The organism is Pantoea sp. CTOTU50773, from assembly GCF_032082325.1.
GTDB classification, from domain to species: Bacteria; Pseudomonadota; Gammaproteobacteria; order Enterobacterales; family Enterobacteriaceae; genus Pantoea; species Pantoea communis.
This window is the reverse complement of the sequence record NZ_DAMDQC010000086.1, coordinates 1-16,827: the sequence shown is the minus strand read 5'-3', so window position 1 is coordinate 16,827 and position 16,827 is coordinate 1. Positions and strand designations below refer to the sequence as shown.

Genomic DNA, 16,827 nt, shown 5'->3' with positions numbered 1-16,827 from the left:
CATCGGCACCGCGACGTTAGCCAACTGCAACCAGGTTTGCTCGGTGGCGTACACCGGCGGTGAGCCGATTTGCGCCCAGCAGTCGAGCGAGGCGGCGTGATCAATGTGCGAGTGGGTCAAACACAACGCATCAACCCGGCCAATGGCGCGGATATCCGGGCGCACGCCGGGTTGCGGACCGGCGCCGAGATCCCACAGCAGGCGATAGCCTTCCATCTCAACCAAAAAGGCCGCGGGCAGCTTGCCGCCCACACCGCTGATAACCGTTAAGCTTGCCATGGTAAAACCCCTTGCGGCAGGCGCCGCGCCAGCCGCGTTGCCAATCCCATCAGCAAACACACGACCAGAATCATCAGGCAGCCTACCGCGGCCGCCAGCGAGGCGGAGCCCCCTTCGTCGAGGAACACGATGGTGGGTCCGATGGTTTGGGTTTGCGAGGTGACCAGCAATACCGAAACCTGGATTTCATTCAGTGCGGTGAGGAACACCAGCACCGTGCCCGCCAGCGCAGAAGGCGCAGCCAGCGGCAGTAAAATATCGCGCATGCGGCGCATAAAGCTGGCACCGCACAAGCGTGCCGCCTCATCCAGCGCTGGTTCCAGTTGCGCGAAGCCTGCCAGGGTCGGGCGCAGCACCAGCGCAAGGAAGTTCGCCAGATACGCGGCGAGGATGATCCACACCGTGCCATACAGCGACACATTGATTATCGGCAGCGGCCGCAGGAAGAACAGCATCGCGGCGACACCGGTAACAATGCCCGGCAAGGCATAGGTGAGTTCACTGGCCAGCCACAGGCCGCGCAACAGTTTGGTCCGTCGCCAGCTGAGGAAATACGCCAGGAACAGCGCGGTGGACGTCAAAATCATCGCCGCCAGCGTGGTTAGCCCGAGGCTGGTCATAAAGGCGTGGCGCACCGCTGGGTAGCCCCATAGCGCGCTGCGGAAGTTCTCCAGGGTCAGCGTTTGCCAGGTGAGTGCCTGACCATATCCGCTGGTGAGTGCAGTGATCAGCAGCGCACTGACCGGCAGCAGCAGCGTCAGCACCATCCACAGCCAGGCGGTACCTTCAATCGCCATGCGCCCGCGCCCTAGCGTTTGCTGCCACAGGCGCGGCGCACCGTTGACGCGCACATCATGACGCCCACCGAGCCAGGCGCTGGCCGCCATACCCGCCAGCGTGATCACGGCAATCAGCAGCGCGTAAACGGCGGTATTGGGTAAGGCGCTCGGACCAATGCCGTTGAGCTGCTGATAGACCAGCGTGATCAGTGTCGGCACGCGGGCGGGAATACCCAGCATCGCCTGAATACCGAAGTTACCGGCAGCGGCGACAAAGGTCAGCGCGGCCCCGGCAAAGATCGCCGGACGCGCCAGCGGCAGAATGATGGTGAACAGCACGCGCATCCTGGACGCGCCGCTAATCTGTGCCGCTTCGACTAAATCGGCCGGTAAGCGACGTAAACCCGCGCGCACGGTGAGAAACACCAGTGGCGCGTTGTGTGTACCGAGCAGCAGCACGATGCCGCTCAGCGAATAGAGCGGCTGTTCGCCGGGCGCAAACCACGGCAAGCCGAGCGAACCAAACAGCAGCGCTAACGGGCTGGACGGTGCCAGCGCCTGCAGCCACGCCAGCGCCGTGACCTGCGGCGGAATCATCAGCGGCAGGATAAAGGCAAACACCCAGGCGGTTTTGGCGCGCAAATCGCTCAGCGCCACCAGCCAGGCGGCGGCGGCGCCGAGCAGCACCGAAATCAGGGTCGAGCTAAAGGCGATGAGCAACGTATTGCCACTGGCAATCAGCACGCGGTCGCTGGCTACCAAGCGCGTTAACCGAGCCATGTCCGGCACGCCCTGAGGAGCAATCGCCGTCCACACCAGTCGCAGCAGCGGCGCGACAGACAGCAAACCAATCAGCAGCACCATCAGCGCCAGGATCAGCTTTTCGCTGTTGAGACGCCAGCGTTGGCCGCCACGCGTCGCGTTACGCCATTCGTTGCTCACCACGCTCATGCTTAGCCGCCAAACATTGCGGTGAACTGATCGCGCACCGTGGCATCTTCCTTGATGGCTTTCGCCACGTCAGGGGTCAGCAGTTTGATTTTATTAATGGGCGTAAAGCTGGCCGGTGCAGAAACACGATCGTCCACCGGACGGTTACCCTGCTCGACCACCAGCTTCTGGCCTTGCTCAGACAGCATAAAGTTTACGAAGGCTTTAGCGGCGGGCAGGTTGTGCACCGACTTCATGATCGCTACCGGCTCCGTCACGTAAGAGACGCCCTCTTTCGGGTACACCAGATCGACTGGCGAGCCTTTTTTCTTCGCCAGAATCACGTCAGCATCAGTGATGATGCCGTACTTATCCAGTCCGCTGGCCACCGCTTTCAGCGCCGGGCCATTGCCGCCCTGCGGAGCCACACCAATCGCTGCCAGCTTCTTGTAGAAGTTCCATCCGATGGTTGGCGTGTTGATATCGGTGTGCAGCTTGTACAGCGCCGCACCAGAGTAGAGCGGGCTTGGCATGGCGATCTGACCTTTATTGGCCTCTACCGCTAGCGCGTTCCAGCTGTCAATCGGCTGTGCGTGCTGGGTGTTATAAGCAATCACCGTGGCGATGATTTTGGTGCCAAAGAAGCTTTTGTCTTTGTCGTAGAACGACGGATTGATGTGGCTCAGTGGCGCATCTTTGTAGCTGTAGAGCTGGTTCTGATTCTTCAACGCGCCAAGGTTGATGGCATCGGCAATCAGCAGCACATCTGGCTTAGCGCCACCGCTCATCATCTCGGTCTGCAATACGTTCATCAGCTGTGTGGTGCCGTTACGCGTCCACTCCACTTCGACTTTCGGGTACGCGGCTTTGAACGCGTCCACGGTTTGCTGCGCGATTTCCGGTGCCTGTGAGGTGTAAATCACCAGCTTGCCGGACGGGGCATCATCGGCGTGGCTGGTGGCGGCAAACACTAATCCACTGGCTAACATCAAAGCGTTAAAAGACGTGCGCATAGCAATTTCCCTAAGGTTTGAACGTTATGAAGGAAGAATCCAACCGTCGCGCAGCGCCACACCAAGGGTCGCGTCAACAACGGGTAAAGCGGCATCGGCCAGCTGCAGCGTGATGCTGTGGTCTGGTGCCTCGATGGGTGCAACATCAATTTGGTAATGGCTGCCGCGATAGATCACCCGCTGCACGCGTGCCGCAAACTGCGGTTCACCCGGTTCAGCGAGACGGAAATCCACCGCATGAAAACTGGCTTTGCCATGGGGCATCGGGCGTTGTTCGGCCGCACAGCGCAAGGTGACGCGCAGACCGCACAACGTGGCGAGCGCTTTGCCCTCGCCGGTAGGTTCGATATCGCTGACCGGCAGCACTTTGCCGTCATCGATAAATCCCGCCACCATTGCATTCGCCGGTTCACGCCACAGGGTTTGCGGCGTGGCGAACTGCATCACGCGGCCGCTGTCCATCACGACAATGCGGTCGGCCAGCGCCATCGCTTCGTGCTGATCGTGGGTGATGTAGAGCAAGGTGGCGTGGCTGTGGCGATGGAAGCGTCGAAACTCCTCTTCCATGGTAGCGCGCAGGTGCACATCTAGGTTGGCCAATGGCTCATCGAGCAGCACCAGCGTCGGTTTAGCGACCAGACAGCGGGCTAACGCCACACGCTGACGCTGTCCACCGGAAAGATCGGAAGGACGGCGCGAGGCAAAGTTTTCTAATCCCACCAGTTCCAGCGCCTGCTGCGTGCGGCTGTCACGCTCATGGCGCGCCACGCCGTTGACTTTCAGGCTGTAGGCGACGTTTTCCGCCACCGTCATATGTGGCCACAGCGCATAGCTCTGGAACACCACGCCGAGCTGGCGATCTTCCGGCGGCAGGTGCACGCCCGGCGCAGCAAAGCAGCGCTCACCGACGTGGATTTCACCGGCATCAGCGGTTTCAAAGCCCGCCAGCAGACGTAATAAGGTGGTTTTGCCGCAGCCCGAAGGACCCAGAACGGCGATGAACTCTCCCTGCGCAATCTGCAGCGAGATATCCTGAAGTACCGGCTGGGCAGCAAAGGCTTTGCTTAACCCGCGAAGTATGATCGTTGCCATGTTTCTGGCCTTTATCTGACAGTCCGGCTAAGACCCTACGACAATCAGATGACGATCCCGTGACATCGATTTGACGTTTCCGTGCTCAAACAAAACGGGAGGCCCTAAAGCCTCCCTGCTACTTATTCGACGCTTTCAACCTGCAAATGCATGCCGATGTAGCGCTCATAGCGTGATGGCTTCACGCGTGACAGGTCCACCAGCACCAGCCCGTCGATACAGTTGTTGAAATCAGGATCGCTGCCGAAATCGATAAACTGCACTCCGCCCGGTTCACACACTTCCGAGTACTGCTTGTAGAGCGTGGGAATCGCGGTGCCGAGATTTGCCAGCAGATGCTTCAGACGACGCAAGTCTTCCGCATAGTTATCACCGGTAAACTGCGCCAGCACCTCCGGCAGCGAGGCCGGATAAGGACGGCGCGATTTTGCCAGCGGCAATTCAGTCGGGAAGTACATGCGGTAGAACGCCACCAGCAGATCGCGCGCCGCCAGCGGCATACCGCCGGAGATCGACACCGGACCGAACAGGTAACGGGTCTCCGGGTATTTGGCGATATAGGCACCAATGCCCATCCACAGATAATCCAGGCCGCGTTTGCCCCAGTAGGCGGGCTGGATAAAGCTGCGACCCAGCTCCAGGCCCTGATTGATGATCGGCAACATGCGCTCGTCGTAGTGGAACAGGCTGTCGCTGTAGATGCCTTCCAGACCACGACGCTCCAGCTGCTCGGCACCCGGAATAAAGCGATAAGCGCCCACAATCTCCAGCGCATCGTCATCCCACAGAATCAGGTGATAGTAATCGTCATCGTATTTATCGAGGTCACGGCGGCGACCGCTGCCCTCGCCCACCGCGCGGAAGGCGATTTCACGCAGGCGTCCGAGTTCACGCAGCAGCGGCACCCAGGTCGCGCCGTTACGACGCCACAGGTAAATCTGTTTGCCATCCGGCAGCGAGCCGAGACGCTCACTCTCCATCAGCGCTTTTTTCAGTTCGGCACGATCTTCCGGGCGCGCAATCGCCGCTTCAGTCTGGAACAGACCACGACGGCCCTGACCAATGCGATATAAGTGCTTGCGCAGCCGTTTCGCCAGCTCTTTGCCCGGCGTGTGGCCATCGTGCCAGTTGGCAAACGGGATCTGCTCGCCAATGTGCAGCTTGATGCGCGATCCACGCTGGCGGAACATCTCGCGCACCAGCATCAGCAGCGCCAGCGGTGAGGCGATTTTGGCGGCGGCATAGAACGCAAGGCTATTACGTCCGACGACGTGTGCCGGAACAATCGGCGCACGAGCACGGGCGGCCAGGCGCAGGAAGCTGTGATGCCAGCGGTTATCGCGCACACCACGGCTCGAAAGGCGCGACACTTCACCCGCCGGGAAGATAATCAGTGCGCCCTGATTGTCGAGATGCTGCTGCATGCGCGTCAGCTGTTCGCGACTGGTGCGGTTGCCCATGTTATCCACCGGCAACATCAGATTGTTGATCGGCTCCAGCATCATCAGCATGCGGTTTGCCACGATTTTCACATCACGACGCACCTGAGACACGGCCGCCAGCAGCGCCAGTCCGTCCAGCGCACCGAGCGGATGGTTGGCGACAATCACCACCGGACCGCTGGTCGGGATCTGCTCCAAATCGCGTTCACTTAATTCACAGCGCACATCCAGGTGCTCCAGCACTTGCTCGACCATATCCACCCCTTTCAGGTGGCGATAACGGTCAGCAAAAGATTGGAATTCATGTTCGCGAACCGCCCATTTCAACAGGCTTTTTTGCCAGTTCGCGGGGTGATGGCCTGGCCAGTAAGTATCGAGAAGCTGATCAACAGAAAACATCATTCACCTTTTGTGCGCAGAGGTTTATGGCACCGAAGTTAAACAGGCTTGTTTTCAGATTTATGACCAGTGAGAAAGCGAAACGGAAATAACGGGGGGAAACGCAGGGCGTTAGTCAGTAATGGCACCGCTAGCGAACCGTATAGAGGATTGTCGAGCCAGCGAGCGGCAGAAGCCGCCCCTGAAAAGACAACCACTTATCGATGGTGTGGCACCGCCCGATTCATCGTGCGTGAGCGGTTAAAGTTTTAACGGCGGCAATTGTGAGAACACGCTCAACAAGCCTTTGCTCCACAACTGACGAATCTGCGAAAAGTAAGGTTGCTGTTCGGTAATATGATGCTGTTCGTTATCTTTGAAGCTGTCGGTGTGATACACCATCACATCCAGCGGCAGGCCCACCGAAATATTACTCGCCAGCGTCGAGTCCATGGAAATCAGCGCACACTGCATCGCCTGGCTGAGCGGGGTCTCATAACGCAATACGCGATCAATAATCGGCTTGCCGTACTTGCTTTCACCAATCTGGAAATAAGGCGTATCCACGCTGGCTTCAATGAAGTTGCCCTGCGGATAGATCTGGAACAGGCGCGGCTCTTCACCACGAATCTGCCCCCCTAATAGCAGCGTGCCACCAAACTCTTCGCCATCACGTTTGATCACTTCACGCAGGGTTTCCCCCACCAGCAGCGCAATGTCATACAGCGAGCGCCCATTCAGCAGATTGGGCTGGTCGCTGTCGTGGTTATTACGCCGTAGCAAACTCATCACGCTTTGCGTGGTCGCCAGATTACCGGCGCTTTGCAGCACCAGCGTGCGTTCATCATCCACCTGAAACACATGTAATTTACGGAACGTGGAAATATGATCGACGCCCGCGTTGGTGCGTGAATCCGATACAAAAATCATCCCTGACGATAAACGCATTGCCACACAATAAGTCATAGTCACGCCTGCAAAAAAATATCACTGCTGCGCATGCACCTGCTGCACCGCGGCCATCGCCAGCATATCCTCACCGCCGCCACCCAGCCGCATACCGCGCACCGGACAAGCATCGAGATAATCCACACCCACCGCCAGACGTAAATGCTGGCGCGTACTGCGCGTATTGTTGGTGATATCAAAGCTGTGCCAACTGCCATCCAGCCAGGCTTCAACCCAGGCGTGAGTAGCAACGTGTTCTACATTGTCCGTATAAAGATAGCCGCTGACATAGCGCGCCGGGATCCCGAGACTGCGACAACAAGCCAGAAACACATGGCTGTGATCCTGGCAAACGCCGCTGCCCGCCGCAAATACTTTCGCTGCGGTATCACTCACCTGGGTGCTGCCTGGCTGGTACGGCATTTTTAACAGCAGCTCATCCATCAGTTTTTCCAGGCTGGCGAGCGGTTTTTCCGCGTGCCAGTAGCGCTGTGCGAAATCGCGTATCGCCGCATCGGGCAAGGTTAATGGCGTGGCGCGCAGAAACACCAATGGCGAAAGGATCGATTCAGGGTCGGGGGAATACTCCCCTTCATCCAGAATTTCCACCACCCCGCGCGCGGCAATCTCCAGTTGCTGATGTGGCGTATCCAGCGTCAGCACATGCAACACGTTGCCGTAAGCATCCAGGGTGCGCGTGGCTTCGCACGGTAAATCGAGATCCCATGACAGAATCTGCTGGTGCACCGAGTTTTGCGGCGTCAGGCGCAGATACTGGGTGCTGAGTTTGACCTGATGCTCATAGGCATACCAGGTTTTGTGCTCGATGTTCAGTCTCATTTCGCCTCCAGGTAGGTCTGATTGATGCTTTCTGCCAGCGCATTGGTCTGCGTGAGAAAGTGATTAAGCCAGCTGTACAACCCGTCACGCGTCAAACTCTCCCAGGTGCTGAAGCGCATTTCGGCTAACAGCACCGTCACCAGATAGCGTGGACGATCCTCACCGCTGCTGCCGATCTGTTCCAGCTGGTTGGCGATCTCCTCAATGCAGGAGTGCAGCGAACGCGGGCTTTCGTTACGCAGGATCAGCATCTCATTCACCAGATCCGGCATCAGCTGCTGCTTAAAGATCGCGTTATAGGCTTCACGCGCCGACACCGCACGCAGCAAGGTATCGAGGCAGTAGTATTCCCGCACCGAATCGGGGTTTTGCTCCAGCAGTTGCTGGTTGACGCTCAACAAACGCGCGGTGCCGTCGCTGCGCTCCATCAGCGTGCCGATGCGGATAAAGCACATCGCATCGCCGCGCAGCAAGGTGCCGAACATCGCGCCACGAAACAGGTGGGAGCGCTCTTTAACCCAGTCGAAAAAGCTGTCGGCGTTGGCGCTGGTGATGCCGCGTCGCCGCATGTTACGCATCTCAATCCACGTTGAGTTGATGCTCTCCCACACCTCGGACGACAAACTGCCGCGCACCGCGTGCGCATTGTTCCACGCCTCCTGCCAGCAGCTAAAAATACTGCTAGGGTTGCGATCGTCGAGGGCGAAAAAGTTAAACAGCTGCGGCATGGTGAAACGCCCGTTCAGGGTTTCAAACAGCTGGCGCGTGCCGGTGAGATTGAGCGGCAACAACAGCTCATCGGTTTGGCTGTTACGCACCGGCATCAGCGAAAGCCGGTTGGTGACATCCAGCACCCGGGCAAGTTGTTCTGCGCGCTCCAGATAGCGCGCCATCCAATAGAGGCCACTGGCCGTGCGGCTTAGCATGATGCGTCATCCTCCAGAACCCAGGTGTCCTTGGTGCCACCGCCCTGCGATGAGTTCACCACCAGCGAACCTTCGGTCAGCGCCACGCGGGTTAAGCCACCCGGCACTAAACGAATATCCGCACCGCATAAGGCAAAGGGACGCAAATCGATATGACGCGGCGCCAGGCCGTTGTCGATAAACGTCGGGCAGGTGGAGAGCGAGAGCGTGTCCTGCGCGATATAGTTTTCCGGGCGTGCTTTCAAACGATCGCGAAAATCACTCAGCTCCTGCTGGCTGGCCACCGGGCCAATCAACATGCCGTAACCGCCGGCGCCGTGTACCTCTTTCACCACCATTTTGCTGAGATTGGCGAGGACGTAAGTCAGATCCTGCGGCTTGCGGCACTGCCAGGTCGGCACGTTGTTGAGGATCGGATCTTCATCCAGATAGAAGCGGATCATATCCGGCACATAAGGGTAGATCGATTTGTCATCGGCCACGCCAGTGCCAATGGCATTGGCCAACACCACGTTACCGGAGCGATACACCGACAGTAGGCCCGGCACGCCGAGCATCGAATCGGGACGGAACGCCAGCGGATCGAGGAACGCATCATCAATACGGCGATAGATCACATCGACTTTGCACGGCCCGGCGGTGGTGCGCATCATCACCGCACCGTCTTTGACAAACAGATCGGCACTTTCCACCAGCTCAACGCCCATCTGCTGCGCAAGGAAACTGTGTTCGAAGTAGGCGCTGTTGAAGCGGCCCGGCGTCAGCACCACTACCACCGGATCGTTGACCGGTGAGCTTTCGCGCAGGGTTTGCAGCAGGTGTGAAGGATAGCGTTCTACCGGCGCAATATGCTGCTCGACGAACAGTTCCGGGTAGAGGCGCATCATCATCTTGCGGTTCTCCAGCATGTAGGAGACACCAGAAGGCGTGCGCAGATTGTCCTCCAGTACGTAGTACTCGCCGTCGTTGTTGCGCACCATATCGACACCGGTGATGTGCGCATAGATGTTGCGGTGCAGATCGACACCTTGCATGCAGGGCTGATATTGATCGTTTACCAGCACCTGCTCGGCAGGCACGATCCCCGCCTTGAGGATGTGTTGTTGATGGTAGATATCATGCAGGAAGGCATTCAGGGCTTGCACGCGCTGGCGGATGCCGCGATCGAGCATCGCCCACTCACTGGCCGGAATAATACGCGGCACGCTATCGAACGGGATGAGCCGCTCCGCGCCGCCGTCTTCACCATAGACGTTGAAGGTGATGCCCACGCGATGAAACAGCAGTTCCGCTTCTTCGCGTTTCCGCGCCACAGCCTCTTTGTCCGCCTGTTGTAACCACTCCCAGTAATGCTGATAGTGCGCACGGTGTTCGCCGTTGCTCAATAACATCTCATCATAGAAGTGTGACGCTATCTGGTAGCTTTCTTTCATGATTTACCCGGCGCTTGTCAGAGGACCTGGATCCTCTCCTGCACAAAGTGTGCCAGAGGCTCACGCCCCAAACGGCACACGCACCCCGATAGTGGAGCAGCGCCGAATAACACTCAGATTGCACCTTACTGGTGCATTAGCTGCTGCGCAATTGGCAGCCAGATATCCGTCATCGCTCCATCGCCCCCCGTGAAAGGATCGCGATGCGGCAAAGGTACGCGCGCGATCTGATCTTTCGCCGCGCGTAAACGAGAAGGTTCATCACGCACGGTTTCCGGGGACATCCCTTCAGGATAGGCGCCAACGGCGAAAAAATCGTCTGAGGCGAACACCTGTTTATGGCCGACACCGGCGGGGATCAGCACCGCATCACCCTCACGTAGCGTCACCATACGGCCGCTATCGCCGCCAAACAGCACTTCCGCCCAGCCCGACGCGACGCCCAGAATTTCATGGGTGTTGGGATGGTAATGGGTGTAAGGGAAGATTGGCGCGCGCCACGCGGCCGGCCAGCCGTTAGCCGTGAAGGTTTTTTCAAACCATTCGGCGCTGTTGCTTTGCAGCTCCTCATCATAGTCAGGCGCAATGCCGGGCCAGATGATCAGCGGCAGCAGATTGTTAGGCACACCGCCTGAGGGCTGCGACAGCATCAAATGCTGCGGATTATTTGATGAACCTGCAGAAAAGGTACCGGCGGCGAAAGACATCAGTAACAGCAGGCTGGAAGTGTTGGCAGTCATACTCTTTCTCCGGGAAGCCACGTTGCTTAATTGTGGCAAACCCCGACGGCATTACAATGTGCGCCCGCCGACAAAATTCACATAAAAGAATGATTTACCTTACTAAAGCCAAATTACCTGGCAACATATTTAACATTTTGTGGGACCGGAAAAGCCGCCAATAAACTGTTATAAAAAAACACCTCAATTCTGTATCTGATTCGCTTCACTGTTATGTGATTAACTGGCAGGCAGTAACATTCAGAGGTGAACTATGGAAGCGATCAAACAAATTCTGCTCGATGAAATCGCCACGCTTAACCGTGAAGGCCAGCGCGATAATCTGCCACGCTTTAGCTTATCATTCCTTAAAACCCATCCGGGGCTGTGGGCGATCATGTATCTGTGTTACGCGCTGTGCGTGGCGCTGATCTTCTCCACCGACATGCTTGGCTGGCCAGCGTTTTGGTTCGCCACCGCCTTTGTATTGGTGATGAGCTTCCTGATGCTGATGGATATCAACCCCAAATACCGCTTTGAGGATATCGACACGCTGGATTTGCGCGTGTGCTACAACGGTGAATGGTATTATGTGCAGCCGGTTTCGCAGCAGGCGCTGGATAAGATCGTGGAAAATCCCGGCACGCCCGACCGCGTGCGCAGCGGCATCGATCGCCTGATGAAGCAGAAAGGTGAGGTGGATTTTTATGATGTTTATTACCTGACATGGGGCAATAAGCAGGCAGCAACTATCTGATGAATATCGTCTTGCACGAGATGCGAGACAGCACAGGCTACAAAAATCTGACGCGATGTTGTCAGGTTGCCCTGCAGGTACAACCGGCACATTGATGACAATTCAGACTGACCACATTGGTCATCCTTTGTGGTCAGTCGTCTCGGGGGCCAACATTTTGCGGCAGAGCCCTTAAGCCGACGCCAACTGAGCAATCAATTTCCCTAACGTCTCCACCGCCGCCTCGGCGCGCGCATCCCACGGCCAGGCGGTGTTGAAGCGAAAACAGTGGCTGAATCCTTCACTGCCCGAGAACAGCTGACCGGGCGCGATGCTGATGCCCTCTTTCAACGCCAGATGATAAAGCTGCGTCGTATTGATCTGTTCCGGCAGCGTAATCCACAGGAAATAGCCGCCCGGCGTATCACCGATCTGCGCATCAGCAGGCAGCACACGGCGCAATGCTTGCTGGGCCAGTTGCTTACGCTTTGCCAGCGTCTGGCGCAGCTTCTTTAAATGCGTGTCGTAACTGCGGGTGCTGAGGAAGTCGACCAATGCCAGCTGCATCGGCGCGCTGGTGGAGAGCGTACTCATGAGCTGAATACGCTGTACGCGCTGTGCATAGCGCCCGGCCGCCACCCAACCGACGCGAAATCCCGCTACCAGGTTCTTCGAAAAGCTGCCGCAATGCAGCACATTCCCCTCGCGATCAAAAGCTTTGGCGGGCAAAGGCTTGTCGTGGCCGCTGTAGAGATCGCTGTAAACGTCATCCTCAATCATCGCGACCTGGTAGCGCGACAGCAGAGTGACCAACTGTTGTTTTCGTTCAGCGCTCAGGGTAAAGCCCAGCGGGTTTTGTCGGTTAGTCATCAGCCAGCAGGCTTTGACCGGCCAGCGTTGCAATGCCTGCTCCAGCTCGTCGAGATCGATGCCCTGCTCAACATCGCTGGCGATGGCAATCGCATTCAGTTTCAGGCGTTCAATCACCTGCAAGGCACCGTAGAAAGAAGGATTTTCAATCACCACCCAATCACCGGGTTCGGTCACCGCTTGCAGGCTGAGGTTGAGCGCTTCCATCGCGCCGTTGGTGATGACGATATCGTCCGGCGACAAGGTGATGCCCTGCTGGGCATAACGTTGCGCCAGAATTTTCCGCAGCGCTTCGTTGCCGGGCGGCAGGTTATTCAAGGCATCACTGGGTTTCAGATTGTGCGAGACTTTGACCAGCGAGCGCATCAACTGACGCTGCGGAAAGAGTTCGGGATCGGGAAAGGCAGAGCCAAACGGCATGATGCCAGGGTCACGCGTGGCTTGCAGCACATCAAACACGAAGCTGTTGGTGTCCGCCTGCTCGGTTTTGGCAATCGCCTGTGTCGGCAAACGTGGGCGGCTTTCGGCAGCACGAGGCGCAACGTAGTATCCGGATTGCGGTTTTGACAGGATCCAGCCCTGGCTTTCCAGCACTTCATAGGCGTGCATCACCGTCATCAGGCTAAGGCCGCTCTGCTCCGCCTGCTGACGTAATGACGGCAGCTTTTCGCCCGGCGGCCAGATGCGCGCTTCGATCTGCTTACGAAGTTGATCGACCAACTGCTGATATTTCGCCACCCTGGCTCCGATATGGGAAATGAGTGCGGCTATTTTCCCTCACCCTGGCCCCTTCCCGCAAGCGCGAGAGGGGATGGTTGGGATGAGACCATCATCGCACACATGCCCTTACGGCAGCTGCACCAGCTGCTGCTCATTTTCGACAAAGTTCGGCAGTTCGTGGATGCGTTCCGGCGGCACCGGTTTGCCCAGCAAATACCCCTGCAAGGTATCGCAACCCAGGCCGGTGAGGAACGCTTGTTGATCCTGCGTTTCCACCCCTTCCGCCACCACTTTGAGATCCAGTGACTGCGCCAGTGCCACAATGGCGGAAACGATGGTGGCATCTTCCGATTTTGCCTGCAGTTCATTGACGAACGCGCGGTCGATCTTCAACTCACTGGCGTGCAAACGTTTGAGATAAAGCAGGCTGGAGTAACCGGTGCCGAAATCATCGATCGAGGCTTTCACGCCCATATCCGTCAGTTGCGTCATGATACGCACACTCTCTTCCGGATCACGCATCGCCGTGGTTTCCGTCACTTCCAGCGTCAGCAATTCGGCCGGGATCAGATGCTTCGCCAGCGCCAGCGTCACGGTTTCCACCAGGTTGCTCTGCTCAAACTGCAGCGCGGAGAGATTCACCGCGACCGACCAGTGTGGATGGCCCTGCAGATGCCAGCAGTGCAATTGACGGCAGGCTTCGTTAATCACCCAGTTACCGATGTTGATGATCATGCCGGTCTTCTCGGCAATCGGCAGGAATTTGTCCGGTGCCAGCAAACCGCGTGTCGGATGCTCCCAACGTAACAGGGCTTCAAAGCCGAGAATCGGGCCGCTCGGCGCACAGTATTTTGGCTGATAGAACAGACGTAACTCTTCGTTATCCAGCGCTTGCCACAGATCGTTATTCAGCTGTAGCTGCGACTGCGCGAGGGTATTCATCGACGGCTGGAAGAAGTTGTAGCCGTTACGACCATTGTTTTTGGTGTGATACATCGCCGCATCGGCGTTAAACATCAGCTCGCGATCATCTTGACCGTCGCCGGGATAGACCGCGATGCCGATACTCAGTGACACCACCAGCTCATAGCGTGAAATATCAAACGGGCGATCGACCGCTTTCACCAATGCATCCGCTACCGCTGCGGCGTCATTGGGCTCATCGATTTCGATCAGCAGCACGAACTCGTCACCGCCCATACGTGCCAGCGTGTAGTGCCCTTTCATCTGGCCGATCATGCGCTCGGCCACGGCAATCAGCAGGTTGTCACCCACATGGTGACCAAAGGCGTCATTGACCGCTTTGAAGCCATCCAAGTCCATGAACATCAGCGCAAACTGCGACTTCTCGCGATTGGCTTTGTTGATCGATTGCTCCAGACGATCTTCCAGCAAAATACGGTTTGGCAGGCGCGTCAGGTTATCGTGCAGAGCCAGTTGCGCCAGCTCGCGATTGGCTTCCGCCAGCGAGTGCGCAAGGATGGAGGTGCGCGCTTGCAGGCGTGCATCCAGCATCGAAACCAGCAACGTAATGCCGAGGATCGCCAGCGTCACCACGGTGACCACAATCGCCAGCCAGTTGCTGTTAACGCCCATGTGCGTGGCATGACTCATCATCGGGAAGCTGGCCGCGGCCATACCGGTGTAGTGCATGCCAGCAATGGCGCAGCCCATTACCACCGAAGCACCGAGACGCAGAATGTTCACGCGACCATGTCCTTCGCGCAGGTTAAAGGCCAGCAACAGGGCCGCCCCCGATGCCACCAGCGCAATCACCACTGAAGCGGCGACCCAGCCCCAATTCCAGACGATGCCCGGCGCAAACATCAGCGCGGCCATGCCCATGTAGTGCATGGCGACCACGCCGGAACCGAGCACCAAAGCCCCGCCCGTTAAGCGCCGCCAGGATAAATCATGCGATGAGCACACCAGCCACAAGGCAAAAATTGATGCCAGGATTGCCACTGCCATCGACGTCGCCGTCAGCAGCGGATCGTAGCTCATCACCATATCCAGGCTCATCGACAGCATGCCGATGAAATGCATCGCCCAGACGCCTACGCCCATGGCGAATCCACCGCCTAATAACCAAACCAGCGCCACCTTGCCAGTTGAAGAAGCCACGCGTCCCGCCATATCCAGCGCGGTAAACGAGGCCAGCATCGCCACCAGAATGGAAACGATGACGGTAAACGAATCGTACGAAGTCACTAACATAGTGATTTCCCAAGTTAAAGCCGTTATCAATCAGCTGTGGTGTTATGAAAAAAAGTCAACGCTATAGGTTTTATGGTGTGTTTTATCGGCAGGAACACTGCCGATTTGAGTCTTTGAACGATGAAACCTTCCGATGCGGAAGAAAATAAAAATGATTTATCAGGCGCTGGTTAAGGGCAGCGGGTGCTCAGCAAACAGTGGCGGTGCATTAAACACAGCGGTAAATTCACCGATACGCTCCGCCGGTGTTGGCTTGCCCAGCAGATAGCCCTGCAGCGTGTCAAAACCGAGCCCGGTCAGCAGACGCTGCTGTTCTTCGGTTTCTACCCCTTCGGCCACCATGCGCAGATTGAGACTTTGTGCCAGCGTCAGCATCGCGCTCACGACGGTGGCGTCCTCGCTGTCGGCACGCAGGCTGTTAATAAAGGCGCGGTCGATTTTCAGTTCGGTGGCTTCCAGATGTTTCAGATGCAGTAAATTGGCATAGCCGATACCAAAGTTATCGATCGCCACTTTCACGCCGAGCTGATGCAATTCTGCAATGCGCTGCTGGCTGAACTGCGGGTCGCGCATCGCGATATTCTCGGTAATCTCCAGCATCAGCGCCCCCTCCGGCAGCTGATAGCGCAGCAGTGCATGACGCAAGCTGTCGATGAGATCGCGCTGATGGAATTGCAACGCCGAAAGGTTAACTGACACGCTCCAGTCGCGGTTGCCTTCATCGTGCCACTGTTTTAACTGACGGCACGCTTCGTTGATCACCCAATTGCCCAGCGCCACGATTTGCCCGGTTTTCTCCGCACGCGGCAGGAACATATCCGGCATCAGTAATCCGCGACGCGGATGTTGCCAGCGCAGCAGCGCTTCGAAGCCCATGAGCACCGTGCCGCCTGCGCGGAATTTTGGCTGATAAAACAGGCACATTTCCTGGTATTCCAGCGCATTCCACAGGTCATTCGCCAGCGCCAGCTGATGCTGTGCCACGGCGCTCATCATCGGTTCAAACAGACACCAGCCGTTTCGGCCGCTGTGTTTGGTGTGATACATGGCGGAGTCGGCGTTGAACATCATCTCCTGCTGGCTACGACCGTGCTGCGGGAACACCACGATGCCGATACTCAACGACACCCGCAGTGAATAACGATCCAATTCAAACGGCGCATCAATCGCATTCACCAGCTGCTGCGCCAGCGCCGAGGCTTGTAAATCATTGTATTGTGGACACAGCAGCACAAACTCATCGCCCCCCAGTCGCGCCAGCAGCACGCCCTCGCCCAGCTGCACGCGCAGACGTTCGGCGACCGCGATAAGCAGGCGATCGCCCACGTGATGGCCCCAGGTATCGTTGACGGCTTTGAAGCCATCGAGATCCATAAACATCAGCGCAAAAGTCTCATCCTGCAACGTGGCTTGCTTGATCTGCGCCGTCAATTGCTGCTCCAGCAGCACGCGGTTGGGAAGCGAGGTGAGATTGTCATGCAACGCCAGCTGGCGCAGTTCACTGT

The 16,827-nt window shown here is 57.5% G+C and carries 14 protein-coding genes; 1 reads left to right on the top strand and 13 read right to left on the bottom strand.

What is annotated here, in order from left to right; genetic code table 11:
* From RT340_RS14340 to RT340_RS14295, 10 genes are all read right to left on the bottom strand, one after another.
* Window positions 1-279: MBL fold metallo-hydrolase (locus RT340_RS14340; RefSeq protein WP_313376668.1), on the bottom strand; the 279-nt coding region annotated here is incomplete at its 3' end.
* Window positions 267-2,009 carry an iron ABC transporter permease gene (locus RT340_RS14335; RefSeq protein ID WP_211728568.1) on the bottom strand — a complete coding sequence of 581 codons (1,743 nt, stop codon included), beginning with the start codon at window positions 2,007-2,009 and terminating at the stop codon, window positions 267-269. The genes RT340_RS14340 and RT340_RS14335, both read right to left, overlap by 13 nt.
* Before the next feature lie 2 nt (window positions 2,010-2,011).
* Complete coding sequence (locus tag RT340_RS14330; protein WP_313376665.1) at window positions 2,012-3,001, bottom strand: ABC transporter substrate-binding protein; 990 nt, start codon at window positions 2,999-3,001, stop codon at window positions 2,012-2,014.
* 24 nt (window positions 3,002-3,025) lie between these two features.
* On the bottom strand, window positions 3,026-4,093 hold the full coding sequence (locus tag RT340_RS14325) for an ABC transporter ATP-binding protein (protein ID WP_211728567.1): 1,068 nt from the start codon (window positions 4,091-4,093) through the stop codon (window positions 3,026-3,028).
* Window positions 4,094-4,215: 122 nt separating this feature from the next.
* Complete coding sequence (locus tag RT340_RS14320; RefSeq protein WP_097118117.1) at window positions 4,216-5,934, bottom strand: lysophospholipid acyltransferase family protein; 1,719 nt, start codon at window positions 5,932-5,934, stop codon at window positions 4,216-4,218.
* A 240-nt stretch (window positions 5,935-6,174) separates the two neighbouring features.
* Complete coding sequence (locus RT340_RS14315; RefSeq protein ID WP_313376661.1) at window positions 6,175-6,879, bottom strand: proteasome-type protease; 705 nt, start codon at window positions 6,877-6,879, stop codon at window positions 6,175-6,177.
* A 21-nt stretch (window positions 6,880-6,900) separates the two neighbouring features.
* On the bottom strand, window positions 6,901-7,701 hold the full coding sequence (locus RT340_RS14310) for a transglutaminase domain-containing protein (protein WP_034828459.1): 801 nt from the start codon (window positions 7,699-7,701) through the stop codon (window positions 6,901-6,903).
* A complete protein-coding gene (locus RT340_RS14305; RefSeq protein WP_211728565.1) occupies window positions 7,698-8,627 on the bottom strand; it encodes an alpha-E domain-containing protein in 930 nt (309 codons plus the stop codon). Before RT340_RS14305 ends, RT340_RS14310 begins: the two co-directional genes overlap by 4 nt.
* A complete protein-coding gene (locus RT340_RS14300) occupies window positions 8,621-10,060 on the bottom strand; it encodes a circularly permuted type 2 ATP-grasp protein (protein ID WP_097118120.1) in 1,440 nt (479 codons plus the stop codon). Before RT340_RS14300 ends, RT340_RS14305 begins: the two co-directional genes overlap by 7 nt.
* 125 nt (window positions 10,061-10,185) lie before the next feature.
* Window positions 10,186-10,800 carry a cupin domain-containing protein gene (locus RT340_RS14295; protein WP_034828453.1) on the bottom strand — a complete coding sequence of 205 codons (615 nt, stop codon included), beginning with the start codon at window positions 10,798-10,800 and terminating at the stop codon, window positions 10,186-10,188.
* A gap of 253 nt (window positions 10,801-11,053) precedes the next feature.
* Between RT340_RS14295 and RT340_RS14290 the strand changes: the two genes are divergently transcribed.
* Window positions 11,054-11,536, top strand: coding sequence for a YlaC family protein (locus tag RT340_RS14290; RefSeq protein WP_097118122.1), 483 nt, complete (start codon window positions 11,054-11,056; stop codon window positions 11,534-11,536).
* Window positions 11,537-11,707: 171 nt separating this feature from the next.
* On the opposite strand, the gene RT340_RS14285 is transcribed toward RT340_RS14290, so the two are convergent.
* The 3 genes from RT340_RS14285 to RT340_RS14275 all read right to left on the bottom strand — a co-directional run.
* Window positions 11,708-13,123, bottom strand: coding sequence for a PLP-dependent aminotransferase family protein (locus tag RT340_RS14285; protein WP_211728564.1), 1,416 nt, complete (start codon window positions 13,121-13,123; stop codon window positions 11,708-11,710).
* A 108-nt stretch (window positions 13,124-13,231) separates the two neighbouring features.
* The gene (locus RT340_RS14280; RefSeq protein WP_313376654.1) at window positions 13,232-15,322 is read right to left on the bottom strand and encodes a bifunctional diguanylate cyclase/phosphodiesterase; all 2,091 of its coding nucleotides are present in this window, start codon (window positions 15,320-15,322) and stop codon (window positions 13,232-13,234) included.
* Between the two features lie 159 nt (window positions 15,323-15,481).
* On the bottom strand, window positions 15,482-16,827 hold a 1,346-nt coding region (locus tag RT340_RS14275), incomplete at its 5' end, for an EAL domain-containing protein (protein WP_313376652.1).